This window comes from Velocimicrobium porci (genome assembly GCF_009696045.1).
Lineage (GTDB): Bacteria > Bacillota > Clostridia > Lachnospirales > Lachnospiraceae > Velocimicrobium > Velocimicrobium porci.
Map to the genome: position 1 here is coordinate 24,248 of NZ_VUMT01000008.1, position 15,136 is coordinate 39,383.

Sequence of the window (15,136 nt, forward strand, 5' to 3'; positions counted from 1 at the left end):
CCTCCTCTTTAAGCATATCAAATTTTGTTAAATTAATCATATCATAGAAAATGGTTCGTGAAAAGAAATGATTTTCTATATTTTGCTGACCGTTTATTCCATTTTATGCGAAATAAAAAAAACAGAAACCCTCTCTCTAAATAACTGCAATTATGAAAAGGCACTAAAACTTGCATATTTTTTATACAAGTTTCAATGCCTTCTGTTCTGTAAGTCCAATATACTATACACGATTAATTTTCGATCATTCGGATAAATATATTCGCCTTTTATTTTATCGTTTTTATAATTGCTTCAGTTACAACATATTTATGTTTTGCATTACTTTGCTTTTTAATTTGATAACTCATAGTCCCAATCTTTGTCTTTGATTTCGTTTCATCATCATAAAGGTAACAAGTACATTCTACTGAATATTTCTGATTACCTAAGTTATAAATTTTATTAATTCCTATTGTTGGATATGCTGTTCCCCAATCTCCCAATACAATAGCAATACTTCCATCTGCTTTCTTATACACGAGCTTATCAATAAACTTAAGATTTTTTGTATTTGTTGGAATCTTACTATAGTTTATACTTTTGCCAAAAATATCTTTAAAATTCTTTTCTAAACTCGTTTTTTTTATTATTGCTTCTGACTCCCCATTCTTACATTCCGAATTAAATGCGGCAACGCAAATTTTCGAATATTCATTCAATTTACCAATTTTCTCTTTTTCTTTTCTTGTCATTACAATACCATTCCAGTATGCAAAATTATTAATCAACTGTTTCACCATCTTTTTGTCCTGAAATGTCTTCGTAACATTTGTTTTTGCTGCTATCTTAGCATAACTTACATTCGTTCCCTGACAAACACTTATCATTAAAATAAATGAAAGGAACATACAAAAAATTCTTTTTTTCATACTTTAACCTCTTTTCATTCATATAGCTATAAAAGAAGACAAGCCCCTCAGACATAAGTCCTTAGAGCCTGCCTCAACGTATAATAGGGTGGGAGTAGAGAACATTTAATGTTCTCTATCTATAATTATATATCTATTTGTAAAAAATTTCAATAGTTTATTTAAGCACTTTTACATTAAAATCTTCTTTTATCCATATAACGCATTTTTCCAGCTACCCGAATCTCCGGCTCTACTTTTGGTCGCTCTCCTGCTTCCTCATTAAATACAGCACGAATTCCACCTGCAAGCTCGCTTATGCAATCTGGACAAAATCGCCCATACCGGATACTGCAGCCACACTTTTCACATTTTAAATAAAAATCGGATCCTTCTGGTATTTCTAACCTTCCTTCTCTTAGATAAGAAGTTATTACTTTTTCTTTTACCCCCGTCGCTTGAGCAATGACTAACAATGGTGCCGTTCCATTTTCTCGCAAAAACTCTTTTATTTTCCCCAAATCATTGAGTGTTTCATATCCACACTCCATACATCTGTATTTTACATTGCTAATTGGCTTCATTTTCCCTTTGCACACTTCGCAATGTAAAATTTTCCCTCTGTTTGCTAATTTCTCAATTTCATTTAATATACTATCGCTCATATCTTCCCACCATTCCCTCTTTTTCTCTTTTTTATAGTTCGTTTCCTTTCATTAGAAAACGACATTCTAACCACTCTCTGACTCTAAAAAAATTGCTATTATCAAAATACTATTTACAATTTTACATGAATATCCGTTTGATTTCAATGGGCTATTATATGCATTTTCATCTTTCACTATAAAAAACTCGAAGAGGCTGTCGTATTAAGTGCATATTTCTAAGAATTATACAAAAAAACAATACAATATAGTATTTATTATTTTCCTCTACACATGCAGTCTACAACTCTCCGACAAACATTTCTACATTTATTACCAATTCCATGTTTCATGATTCTAAAAATTCCCCACATGCCAGATTCAATATCCCATTTTAGACTTCCAGAGCGATAAAGATAATCGCCCGGGCAGCAGATGGAGTCTTTAAGTTCCATATTGAAAGTGTTTCCAACACTAATCGCTCCCTGAATTGGAATTTCCCTAGAATAAGGATCATCTGGTTGTTCTTTCCACTGACACCCGTGAATAGCAAATCCTACATTTCGAGGTTTATCGGCCGGCATTACCGTTCGAAAAACAATTCTTTCCCCTGTATATGCTTTAAAAACAGGTGTAGCCGGATCACCATGAATTTTACTACTAAATACTCGTGCTATCCTACTGTCCTTTTCCAGCCGATTTGCAAAACGTTCAGAACGATAATTATATCCTTTTTCTCCTGTGTCTTCTGCATCTGGTACTTCCCCATCTTCTCCTGATGCCGTACGAATTAAAACACCATCTTTATCTAGCAACCGAATTCCATTTTGAATCAACACAACACATTCGCGAAAATTTTCAACTCCCGGAGCGGTTATCACAGCCTGTTCTTCATACAACGCCTTAGAAAGTGAAAAATTACGATACCATTTTGCTCCCGGAGGTTCAATTAGTATTGTTCCAAATAATCCGTGATATCTATGATTTCTCATGTCACCAAAAGATTGAAGGATACATGCTCCATATTCCTTATCTGCATACCATAAGTATTTCTTACTCTCTCCAGGACCAACTGTTTGTTCTCTGTTATTGTATCCTACATTGACACCAGAATCACAAATTGGATCATATCTTAAAAACTGTGGGTTCAGTGATACACGCATTGATGGCTTATGTTTCATGTCAAGCGGAACTCTCGGATAGTCAAAATATTGTATTGGATTATCAAAATCAAAAAGATTATGAAGTACAACTTCAATCCAATCTCCTGCATTTGCCCGTAAAATCAAAGGCTTTGGCTGATAATTTTCACAAAATGCTTCTTTCAGCTCTTCCAGCGGAACAAAAATTAATCCATCCGGATCATGATCTCCATGTTTATTGTAAAGTATCTTTCTTTGTATTGCTGCCACCTCATACTTACGAATTGTGGCATCCTTTCCAGGACATGGGGGCAAAGGAAGAATCTGATCTTTTCCCTTACATAGTGGCTTCAGCCATTTTTTAGGCTGGTCATACGACCGTATGATTCCCCATAATCCAAGCCATGCATCATCAATGCCTCCAAAATAATAAAGATAATCACCAGGACCATATTTACTAGTAATATGGATGTTAAAAGCCTCCGAAATGCCCATCGTTTGTGATGCCACATCTGGCGATGCAGGATCTGACACTTCCCTTTTCCAGTTCATACCAGTAAGATTAAATACATGCTGTTCTTCATGAGCTCCATCCAAAAGCCGAATCATCATTTCGTCACCCGGATAAGTTTCCAAAATCGGCGTGGATGGATCTCCATGAACAAAAGAACTAAAAATGTACGCTGGATCCTCATCTTTTTTTAGCCGTTCCGGCATAGGCTCAGAACGATAATTAATTCCCATTACTCCTGGATCATCATGAGACCCCGGAACTTCCGGCGGATTCAAAGGCTTCCCATTTTTATCAAATAGTAACGCAAAATCATGAACAAATAACGCATATTCTCTAAATGACGTTCCATCTTTTCTCTTTATAACTGCTTTTGTACCAAATTTAAGTTCTTCTCCTGTAGAAACATCATGAAAAGTAGCTCCTGCTTCTTCAACAAAAAGTGCTCCAAATACACCATGCTGCTGATGGGAATTCGCGAATAGATGATCATGAAAAAATACAGCCCGAAGTTCCGTATCAAGAAAGAATCGTTCAATCAATGTTTCATACTTTCTTGCACCGGCAATATTATTCCAGCCATTTGCAGCACCATCGGAAACAATCGTATCAAATTTTACTAAATGAATATGAAATCCTACAATATCTGTCTTTGTTTTCATTTGAAACGGGCTTTCCTCTATATATTCCGGCAGTAGATTTGTAAGACGTACTTCAACACAATCTCCTGCATTTGCCCGAATAACAAGTGGTTCTACACAAATCGTACCTTTTTCCACTTTCTCTATATAGGAATCTAAACCACCATGTTTTTCTAACTCTTCCTTCAAAACAAAAAACCTTCCTTGTGGATCATTCCAGCCAAAATGATTGTAAACAATTTTCGCCTGGATTAACGCAATTTCAAATACTTTAATCTTTTCTTTCGTTTCACATTCACACTCACACCTGTCAGTGTGGCAGGGACAAGTGTCACTGTATAAAGCACCTGGTCTGAAATTCTCTACAAAATTTTTTTCCTCCAACTTTGTAGGCTCTATCTTATTACTTCCATCTGCATTCAATATCCCGAATGGAGGCTGCAATGGACGCTCGCCAAATGTACCATTAATAAAATTTGGATACCCCGGATGATTCTTATCCTTTTTCGGCGGTAATACTCGATCCTTTAATGGCATTAACGGAGGTATTTTTGTTCCATCCGGCAATTTTCCAGTTCCATCTTCTAATCTGTCATAAATTCGCCACAGCGTCCACATGCCTTCATGAAAATGTGGATATAAATGGCAGTGAAAAATCACATCCCCAATTGTTCTATTTAAGCTTCCAGTACCATGAAGAATATCCAACGTAAAACACTCCTGTGGACTTAAAGAAACGGAATCAATAATGGTAGAATTTGGATTATCACCTTCTAATTTCCACTGATGATTATGAAGATGAAAAACATGAGTTTCCTTTACCCCGCCATGGATTAAACGTATCTTAGAAGGATCTCCTACGTAAGCCCGTAATATTGGCGGTGCCGGATCTCCATATACCCACGAACTCATCGAAATATCTTCCCCTGTATCTGCATGCTCCTCTGTAAGTGGAAGTCGGTTTCTCATAGGTTCTGAGCGATAACTTATCGCTGTCGTTGCAGATGGAAGCCCCGTATGCGGATCAATAGGTTGGTTTCCATCTTTATTTTTAATTTCTAATTCATCATGGAAAAATACGGCATATTCTCGAAATGCAGGATGAACAGGATGATAAATATCGGCAAATAAACCACTCTCCAGCTCCGCTCCGGTTTCTGGATCAAGCCACCTAGACTCTGCAGCTTCTACAATAATTGCACCAAACAAACCATGGACATTCGTTCCTTCTTCACCACTTCTTGTATCTCCCATATCCTGAAAAGAATAGACACCTTCTCGATTGGCATACCATGTATAAATAATTTGATTTTTTGTAGTTGAATCTCTGTTATATCCTACACAAGCACCATCGGATGTCTGAACATCATACCCAAGTCCTTGAACGTGAATAGAAAGAGAACGATTTAGTGAATGGGTAAAAACAATTTTCACTTTATCCCCGACATTTGCCCGAATTACCAAAGGTTTTACCTCTTCATAAGGTTGAGGTATTTCCTGTGAAAAATTACGCCATGCTCCCTCCTGAATTCTCTTAGCATCTTTTTTCAATACATATACTAATCCATTTGGATCATAATCGCCATATTTATTATATACAATTGGAATTTCAATTGCTTCAATTTCATATAATCGACATTTTTGCCGGGTGGGATACTGATATAATTCCATTTTTACTCCTCCTTTACTCTGCACAGTCCGATTGTAAAAGTCTTATATAATGATTTGCTTCCCGCAACACATGATCTGCAAGAAGCGGAAGAATAATCGATGAAATCTCACAGTTTAAAATTCCATTTGCACCAGCTTCTTTAAATTTGCGATATTCTAACGTTTCTTCCAACGATTTTCCAGTTAATCCAAAAGTGGCACGACAATCCTGTTCTCTGGCTTTTTCCAAAAGTTCTTGGTATTCCATCGCAAATTTATCTGCCGTTTTAATCAATTCTGTTTCCGATGGATCCAACAAACCTCGTATAAACAAAGCATGCTCCATCATAATTCGATTCCAGAACTCTTCTGTCTTCCTTAAATTTTTATAAGAAGGCTGCTTATTAGAAAGCAATTCTTCTACCGTAGCCCGATAAAGTTTCGCCTCTCTAAGAATATGTTTAATAAGTAAAGGGTAGTTTGCATTAAAAAGGGTTCCTTTACTGACTGCTGCTAAAATTGATTCTTTAAAATCAATAAAAGCATCTAAAAGCCTAATTGCTCTTTGGTTAATCTTATGAACTACATTTATAACTTCTCTTCCACACCCCATTCTACAGCCTGGAGAAAGATTCTGTTCCTGTATCGAAATTTTACTATCAATTGGAATTCCACTTAAGCATTCGGTTCTTCTTTCCGCAGGGATTGTAAATTCGGTCACCAATTCTTCCGATTTCAAAATCATTTGATTGACCCTTCCATTGCTGATATTCACTGTATCCCTTAACAAATTCTCAAATTGCTGCCGAAACCAATCTGCCTGTTGAATCCAATCCTGATTTACACATGGAAAACCAGCTTCTAAAAAAAGCCCATGTTCTTTCATAATCCTTGAAAAAAATAAATGTGTTTCTAATGATAATGTTGCATAATTTTCCATAAGCTATCATACCTTTTATTTTATACTTCTTTCTAATATATGCAAATCCCAAAGATATCGTGTTCATGCAGGAAAATATATATAAATATTGCTTGTTTCTACTTTCTATGTAGGCAAGCAGTGCCAGAACGAAAGTTCCAAATGTCCACATCAAATAAATTGCTTCAAATTTAAACGAATTTATTCTTCCAATTAATAACAAATAAGAGAACATTTTGAAGGCTTTCGTTTCAAAGTGCTCTCTTACTAAAATAATTTTATTTTTTTCATCATTTAGCGAACCATTTGTACAATCTTCCTTTGATTATGATATGAGATTTTCAAGTGAATATCATAAAGCTTTTCAATTGTCTCTTCTGTGATTACCTCATCTGGTTTTCCCTGAAGCAATAACTTTCCTTCTTTAAGCCCAATTACTTCATCACTATAGTATAACGCATGGTTAATATCATGCAGCACCATAATAATTGTAATTCCATATTGCTTATTTAAAGTTTGAATCATCTCCAGCAATTCAATTTGATGACGAATATCTAAATAGGTAGTTGGCTCATCTAAAAATAATATTTTTGTTTTCTGAGCTAATGCCATAGCAATAAAAACTCTCTGCCTTTGACCACCCGACAATGTTTCCACAGCCTGGTTTCTATAATCCTTTATATTTGTTACTGCCATCGCCCATTCAACTATTTCAAGATTTTTTTCTTTATCGCCATTCCAGAATGAATAATATGGTGTACGCCCATAACTTACCAACTGTTCAACTGTCATCTCTCCGGATATTTTATTATTTTGATGAACAACTGCAACCATTCTGGCAAATTCCTTTTGATTGATACGCCGAATATTTTTTCCATTCAATAAAATTTTCCCATGATTTGGTATCAAATTCTTTGTCATTAATTTTAGCAGAGTTGATTTACCACAACCATTTGCCCCTATAATTGTTGTTATTTTTCCCTCTGTAATTGAAAAAGAAATTTCATTTAATACATTTTCTAAATACGAACCTTTTCTTTTCCTTTTATTCCGGTACGCAAAAGAAAGCTGCTTAACTTCCATATTGTTCACTCCTTCTAAGTAGTAAAATAAAAAATGGTCCGCCTGCCACTGCCATTATAACAGAAGCACTAATCTCATACGGAAAAGCGATTACTCTTCCAACCGTATCTGCAAAAAGGAAAATTGTTGCCCCAAGCAGACCTGAATAAGGAAGTAACACTCTATGATTCGTTCCTACTAAAATTCTTGAAATATGTGGTACAATTAATCCCAGAAAACTAATTGTGCCAGCAATGGAAGAGGCAATGGAGGCAAGTAATACAGCAACAATGGAAATTGTCATTCTAATATAAGTAACATTAATTCCAATTGCCCGCACAGTTTGTTCATCTAATGCTAATAAATTACACCAACGTATGAAAAGAAACGATATCAACAACATAATTGGAATATAAAAGATTGCAATTTTTACATCTTCCCATGTTTTCATTGCAATTGTCCCATTTACAATTGAAGCGGCTCCTGTCTGATTTTGCCCACCCATTGTTTGAAATACTTCAGAAAGACCTGAAAATACTGTACTAACCGAAACACCAACAAGAATAATTCTAAGCGGACTAAGGCCTTGTTTCCATGCAAGAGAATAAACGAGGAAAAATGCCGCAATTCCTCCAACAAATGCTGCCATTGGTAAAAAATAAATTGAGGCTGGAAAAACTATTGTAAATATTGCAGCTACAAATCCTGCCCCTCCAGAAATCCCTAAAATTCCCGGATCAGTTAGCGGATTCTTTAGTACCGCCTGTAATAATACACCTGACACTGAAAGCGCCGCACCAACTAATATTGCAATTATAATTCTCGGAAAACGCAAATCATACACTGCTGCCACATTTTCATCAAATTCAATAAACAGTCCCCGATATAATTGCAATGCTGTAAGTTTTATACTTCCTGTATTTACTGCCCATAAAAAAATAATTAGCAAAAGAATACTTGTAATAAGAAATACAAAGATATTTTTTCCTGTCCTATTTTGTTTTCTACGTTCCATGCCCTTGCTTTATCCTCTCTTTTTCCATCATTTATTCTTTAGGATATAAAATAGATTCTAATTGCTCCAATGCATCTTGATACTGAAAATTTGCACTCATTCCAAATTGATTATAAGAAAGATTATATACTTTTTTATTTTTAACCGCCTTAAAATGTTTCCATATATCATTTGTTTTAAATTCCTCTGAAAACATTTCCATAACCTCATCCGGCAATGCATGTGCAGTTCGCAATATAATATCAGGATCTTTTTTTAGCATATCCTCCGTATTAATTGATAAAAAATCTTTTTCTTCTCCCTGATACACATTGATTCCACCTGCCATCTTAACAAGACTTCCCACATAAGAAATTTCTGTTGCCACAACATAAGAGCCTGGAAGCCCCATTAAAATTAATACATGTGGCGGAGTTTTTCCCTTATTTTTCTCTTGAAATGAAACATAGAAGTTTTCAAATTCCCGCACTAGCTTCTCTGCTTCTTCTTTCCTATCAAACAATGCTCCCAATTCCTGAATGGATTTATACATTCCAGGTATACTGTTAAGATTTAAAAAAGCATATTTAGAATCAATTGCATCATATTTCGGTTTTAAATCAGATATAAGACTAACCGGGGAAAGTATCCAATCTGGCTTCATAGAAGATATAACCTCCATATCAGGTGACATTGGCATACCAATTTCTGGTAAATCTTTATAACATTCTGGTATTTTATATATGTCACTATGAGGAACTCCTGCTAGTGGTATATTCAATTTTTCACAAATCTCTGCTGTCGAGACAGAAGTTGCAATAATTGTTTTTGAATTTTTCCCCTGCGTCTGATCAACACAGCCAGAACAAGAAAAAAGAACAGCACAGAATAAAAGAATAAGGAATATTTGTTTTAATTGTTTCATTTCAAATCCTCCATTCTCTTTATAAAACAGATCCCACCTATTATTGAAGCTCCAATTAAGCATGGAGGAATTGTAATAATCAATATACATTGCCACACTAATGTCCATGGAAGTGCAGCTACCGAACCGGAATTTATATTCTCTTTCTTATTGTCATCGGTTTCCTTTACTTCTTTATCCGATTCTGCTAATCCATTTTCAGTAGAGTCAGAATATACAAGTCCATCTGCCTGCTCAATTAACTCAGCACCTGTCGCCGTCATGCTCTCCAATTGAACTATCTTTTCTTCTGCATCTTCTACCTTTTGACTAGTAGAATTATTTTCTACACTTTTATTAAGACTTGTTTCTTTCTCTTCCACTTGATTTTCCACAATATCACTCTTATTTTTCTGAATTTGCCCCGTAATACCATTCTTTTGTATTTTTTTATTTTTCACTTCAGTAGCAGTAGTGTTTGATGATGTTGTTTTCTCTGCTCCTTTGTTATTCTTATTCTCACCGCCTTCAGAAGATACAGTAACGATAAAATCACCACTTCCTTCTTTTAAATCAGAAAATGTAAAATAAAATATCACATTTCGTCCCATGGCTGTTACATAAAATTCTGTTCTTACAATTGCAGTTTGATCTGGTATTTGAAATCGATAATCCGTACAGTATTTATTTCCAATGTTTTCCTGCATAACTTTACTAGGACTTTTCGTCCATTTTGAAGTTCCTTTTTTCTGAGTTTGAAATGATACTTTACTGATATTATCAGTCAAATAAAAACGAACTGTTGCATATATTTTCCCGCTCTTTTCTTTTTCAATCAAGGCTTTCGGATTCAATACACTTTCTGTCATTCCTTGTCCAATTCCCTCATTTTTTCCAGAATCCTCAATTTCACCTGTAATCGGATGTTTATATGATGGAATTGTTAAAGCAATATATGCTGTACCTATTCCATTAGCCAAAGCCGAAGTTTTACAAAATATTCCGGCTGTACCTATAATTAAAAGCATCGATATGCCTATTGCTCTATGTAAAGATATTATTTTCTGTTTCATCTTAATCCCTTCTTTATAAACCGAAAAAACACAAGAATCATAACCCCTGTAAAGAAAAATGAACCTGCTATCGACAAAAACAAAATATGTTTTGTAAAATTCAAATTATCTTCTTTTTGTTCGCCACTTTGTAAAGTGCTATATTCTAATTGATCTATTTGTTCAGTCCCGTCAGTTTCATTTATCGGATTTTCTTGGATTTCTTCGGTTTGAACTATTTCTTCTTTATCCTTTTCTTGCTCCATACCTTCATTTACACTCTGTTTCTCGATTTCTGGTACTCCTATATTTTCTATATCTTCGCTTATATTAAAACTATTTTCGTTCGTAAAATTTTTATTTATCTCTAATTCATTTCCTTTTTTCTTCAAAGCTATTGAATTACTACTTATCGTTTGATTTTGTAATTCTTCTGTTACAGCAAATTGACCAACCTGATTTGTCGAAAATAAATAATACGTTCCTTTTTTTACTGCTGTCATTTTTATTAAATTTCCATTCTCAACTCGATAGATAACTATTTTTTTTCCTTCATATTTCTTTTTCATTGGAAAATAAATTTGTATCATTCCATTCGGTTGTATACTTTCTTTCTTACTGGAATATAAATTAATTTCATACAAATATCTCAGTTTATTTTCCTTGTTTAATGCTTTTTCTGCACTAGAAATTTTACTGCCAGAACTTATTTTTTTGCAATCAAAAATTACATCATCAGGTAATACATTCTCTTCTGCAATAATTTTAATCTTTGTTTCTTTATCTATTAAATTCACAGCCTTTGACTGCGATACAGTATCCGTAGGTTTCGAAATCATTTCTATCTTTGTCGTATCAGGCACTTGCTTTAATGTATCCCAATCAATTTTTAATCTGGCAGGCAAAGGGTCATTTCCCATTACTTCTACTTTAGGGTCTATCTTCACTTCGATAAAATTGTTTTTATGAGGCATAGAAAAAAAAAAAATACTAGGCTGCCCACCCAGATTATTACGAGCTGTTATTTTTGCAGTTTTATAATGATTATCTTCCTGCTTAATTTCAAGCGTTTGAAGGCAAGCTGTTATTGTACCGACAGTCATTGGATATGTTGCCAATTCCATGATATATTTTCCTTTTTTAACTGTAATTAGCGCCTCATGATTTAATGCCAAATTGCCCATAGAAGCTTTGTCAGATACAGCATGCCATAAGTTCACAACAACTGTATATTTTCCATCTGGCAAGTTATCTTTATCTAGCTTTACTTCATTCTCTGAATTAGAATTCTCTTCTTCTTTTTCATATTCGTTCCATTGTTCTAATTCATTCTGCCCCAATGTATAATTTTCTATGGAAGCCTCATTTGTTGAGGCTTCCAATAGGCTGACTGGAACGGAATGAATTACTTCATCTATTGTATGTGCTTTTGTGTTACCAGACCTAAAACCCAATAAGAAAATAATAATCAAAAAGCTTATCATAATCTTTATGTACTTTCTATTATCTGTTAGCAATTCCATTCCAAACTCCTTTTACTGAACAGTTACTTGAATTGTCTTTTTTTCTGTACCGCTTTTTACTACAATTTTCACTTTTCCTTTTTTCTTTGCTTTGACAACACCACTTTTATTGACAACAGCAATTTTTTTATTACTGGATGAATAAATCACTTTCGCTTCCGGCTGTTCTGTAACTTTTATTTGTGCTGAACTTCCCTTTTTTAATGTAATCTTTGTGCTCGCTACCTTTAATTCAGCTTTTTTTAATGAACTGTAATCAATTTTTATTCTTGCCTCTTGATTTCCAAATCCCATACTTCCCATAATCGGAACATAAACATGCACCCATACATAATCCTCTCCCAATTCTACCGGTATAGAAAGTTCTTTCGGATATTTTTCCCCTTTACAGCTAGAATCCTTACTATCTGAACTATTGAATTCATCAATCACGTCATAAGCAGATACTACCGTTGCAGGCTTTTTCGTATAAGTTTCCGGATATCCCTTTTCATTCCACTTAATATCTGTCATAAGATTCAACTGAGATAAATAGCCTGTCATTCCAGAAAACTGCATAGGCTTTAATGTTAAGCACAGTTCTCCCTTTCCATTTTTTACAATTAACTTTGCAGTTTGAGAAAGTGCATTATTTCCCATAGACTCCTTGTCTGAAATTGCATTCCATAAATTTACTCCAACTTTATATACTCCATCTGCAATTTTTTGTTTATTCTCCGCTGTTTCGGCAATGGAATGAAAGGTTGTATCTGCCGCCAATGCTGGTACTGTCTGTATTGTAAGTGAAGATGCTAATAATGCTATTGCCGCCATTTGAATATATTTTTTTCTCATCATAACACTCCTTTATTTCTGCTTTATCAATTTTCCCGATTTATCAAAATAATATTTTATTCCTTTTACCGTAACCCATTTTGAAACTGCAAGTTTTCCATTTTTTTGTGCATAGTATTTATTTTCCTTATAGGTTACTATTTTTGAAGTTATCATTTTGCCACTTTTGTTAAAATAGTATCGGTTTCCTTTATAAGTTACTACTTTTGAAGTTACAGCTACACCATTTTTTCCAACATAATATTTTTCATTTTTATAAGTAACCATCTTAGAAGTTACCATTTTTCCATTTTTGTCAAAATAATATTTTTTGCCATCAGATTTTATTAATTTGGAAATTACTTTCTTACCATTTACATAGTAATATTTTTCGTCACCCTTTTTTTGAAAGCCATTTAAGTCTATTTTATTAGAAGGAGAATCTGTTGTTTTATTATTTTCCTTTGATTCTTCGTTTTCTTTTTCATCTGTAGGCTGCTTTATTACCAATTCTTGTTTTGTATCCGTTGTACTGCTTGTTTCTTCTTTTATTGTGCTGTTAGAAGAATCTGCTGTTTCTGTTAATATGGAACTAGATATTTTTCTAATAGAAGAATAGTTAATTTTCAAACGTGCTTCCTGATTACCTGCTCCAAGACTTCCCATTACAGGAACATAGACATGCACATTTGTATATTCTTCTTTTGGAAGAACCGATATGGCTATACGCTTTGGATAGTTTTTACCTTTGCATCTTTCATCTGTACTATTCTTTCCATTAAACTGGTCTACTACGTTGTAGTATCCAATTATCTCTGCTGGTGTTATCTCTGATAAATATCCTGTTTTTCCTTGAAATGATAAAGCAGATAAATTTACATACAAAGTTCCCATTCCATTTTGAATCACTAATTTACCAGACTGCCCTAAGGCTGCATTTCCCATAGATGGCTGATCTTTATAGGCATGCCATAAACTTACAGATACCTGATAAGTTCCATCTTCCAATCCCTGATTTATATCAGCAGTCTTTTCCTTAACTATAACAACACAACTGGCTGTTACTCCATTTGCTTCCGCTTTAATTGTTGTCACACCTGCTTTCTTTGCTGTAACTACTCCGGCTTGTGTTACAGAAGCAATTGTCTGATTTTCTGAACTCCATACCACTTTATCACTATCACCTGTTACTATAGCTTTAATTACCGCTTCTTCTGTTTTAACCAAATCAATTGACGATTTGTCAAGACTGATTCCTGCTTCTTTCTTTTCAATAGCATTTGCAAAATCAATGTATAATCTTGCTTCTTGCCAACGACCGCTGTTTAACTTAATATCTGTATAATTTACATTTTTAGAAAGCGTAAAGGTAAGCTCCATAATATGCTTTTCGTTATCCATTTTTGTAACTTGCGCTTCCTTATATTCTCCACTGTCTAAATACTGAAGTCCTTGTATATACGCAGTCTGACCAAATACAACAAGTGGCTGTGTTTCTAAAATAACTGTTGTTTTATTCGATTTAACTTGAAGCTGTGCAGATTTAATAATGCTGTTTGCCATAGAAGTTTCTTCTATTGCCACTTTACGAAATTGTACTGTTGTATTATAATTTCCATCTTTTAGTGTATACTCAGCTACTGCATTTTCTGATTCTTTTTCATTATTATTTTGTTGTCCCTGTTGATTTTGGTTTTCTGTATCTTGCTCTTTCGTTTCTTGGTTCTCCCCAGGTTCTTCTTCATCCTGTTGCTTTTCTTCCTGAGCAGTTTTATTCTGTTCGTTTTCACTCTCTTCTTTTACCGCATTTTCATAATCCAATTTTATTCTAGCTTCTTGGTCACCAGCACCAAAACTTCCCATAATTGGTACATACATATGAACCCATGTATATTCTTCACCAACAGTTACGGGTATACTTAATTCCTTTGGATATAGTCGTCCTCTGCAATTTTCATCTGTACTTGATTCATTATTATAATTATCTACTGTATCATAAGTAGATAACACAATTGCTGGCACCTTCCTATAGTCAATAGGATATCCATTTTCATTAAATGTAATATCTGACATAACATTTAACTGTGATAAATATCCCTCCAAACCAGAAAATGATAGTTTTTTCATGGTTAATGTCAATGTTCCTTCTCCATTTTCCACTTTTAAAGTCGCTGTATGTTCAATTCCCGCATTTCCCATAGATGGTGCATCACTTGCTGCTTTCCAAAGATTTACCGGAATTGTATAGATACCATCACCTATTGCTGCCTTTTCTGTTTCTCTTGCCCTAGCCATATTAGGTGTTCCCATACCCAACACCATTACAAAAGCTAATAAAACGGATAAACACTGTTTGAATACATAATGTCCTTTCATCATATCCTCCTTAAT

11 protein-coding genes and 1 pseudogene are annotated in these 15,136 nt (G+C 34.3%); all 12 read right to left on the bottom strand.

Annotated elements, in window-relative coordinates; genetic code table 11:
- Positions 1 to 269 precede the first annotated feature (269 nt).
- Positions 270 to 911, bottom strand: a complete 642-nt coding sequence (locus FYJ58_RS06610; RefSeq protein ID WP_154518948.1) for a hypothetical protein — start codon at positions 909 to 911, stop codon at positions 270 to 272.
- Positions 912 to 1,087: 176 nt separating this feature from the next.
- Positions 1,088 to 1,555: a hypothetical protein gene (locus tag FYJ58_RS06615; protein ID WP_154518949.1), complete on the bottom strand. Its 468-nt coding sequence runs from the start codon at positions 1,553 to 1,555 to the stop codon at positions 1,088 to 1,090.
- 257 nt (positions 1,556 to 1,812) lie between these two features.
- Complete coding sequence (locus FYJ58_RS06620; RefSeq protein WP_154518950.1) at positions 1,813 to 5,499, bottom strand: multicopper oxidase domain-containing protein; 3,687 nt, start codon at positions 5,497 to 5,499, stop codon at positions 1,813 to 1,815.
- Between the two features lie 13 nt (positions 5,500 to 5,512).
- Positions 5,513 to 6,418, bottom strand: coding sequence for a DUF2935 domain-containing protein (locus FYJ58_RS06625; protein WP_154518951.1), 906 nt, complete (start codon positions 6,416 to 6,418; stop codon positions 5,513 to 5,515).
- A gap of 106 nt (positions 6,419 to 6,524) precedes the next feature.
- Positions 6,525 to 6,632, bottom strand: a pseudogene (locus tag FYJ58_RS15305) (putative holin-like toxin); the annotation flags it as partial.
- 59 nt (positions 6,633 to 6,691) lie between these two features.
- A complete protein-coding gene (locus FYJ58_RS06630) occupies positions 6,692 to 7,480 on the bottom strand; it encodes an ABC transporter ATP-binding protein (RefSeq protein WP_154518952.1) in 789 nt (262 codons plus the stop codon).
- Positions 7,470 to 8,474, bottom strand: coding sequence for a FecCD family ABC transporter permease (locus tag FYJ58_RS06635; RefSeq protein WP_154518953.1), 1,005 nt, complete (start codon positions 8,472 to 8,474; stop codon positions 7,470 to 7,472). The genes FYJ58_RS06630 and FYJ58_RS06635 overlap by 11 nt, the downstream gene beginning before the upstream one ends.
- 31 nt (positions 8,475 to 8,505) lie before the next feature.
- Positions 8,506 to 9,378 (bottom strand): heme ABC transporter substrate-binding protein IsdE, encoded by an 873-nt coding sequence (isdE, locus tag FYJ58_RS06640; RefSeq protein ID WP_154518954.1) that lies wholly within the window; start codon positions 9,376 to 9,378, stop codon positions 8,506 to 8,508.
- Complete coding sequence (locus tag FYJ58_RS06645; RefSeq protein ID WP_154518955.1) at positions 9,375 to 10,430, bottom strand: heme-binding Shp domain-containing protein; 1,056 nt, start codon at positions 10,428 to 10,430, stop codon at positions 9,375 to 9,377. The genes isdE and FYJ58_RS06645 overlap by 4 nt, the downstream gene beginning before the upstream one ends.
- Positions 10,427 to 11,932 carry an NEAT domain-containing protein gene (locus FYJ58_RS06650; RefSeq protein ID WP_154518956.1) on the bottom strand — a complete coding sequence of 502 codons (1,506 nt, stop codon included), beginning with the start codon at positions 11,930 to 11,932 and terminating at the stop codon, positions 10,427 to 10,429. Before FYJ58_RS06650 ends, FYJ58_RS06645 begins: the two co-directional genes overlap by 4 nt.
- Positions 11,933 to 11,944: 12 nt before the next feature.
- Positions 11,945 to 12,769, bottom strand: coding sequence for an Ig-like domain-containing protein (locus FYJ58_RS06655; protein WP_154518957.1), 825 nt, complete (start codon positions 12,767 to 12,769; stop codon positions 11,945 to 11,947).
- 9 nt (positions 12,770 to 12,778) lie between these two features.
- A complete protein-coding gene (locus FYJ58_RS06660) occupies positions 12,779 to 15,124 on the bottom strand; it encodes an NEAT domain-containing protein (RefSeq protein ID WP_205839181.1) in 2,346 nt (781 codons plus the stop codon).
- Positions 15,125 to 15,136 lie beyond the last annotated feature (12 nt).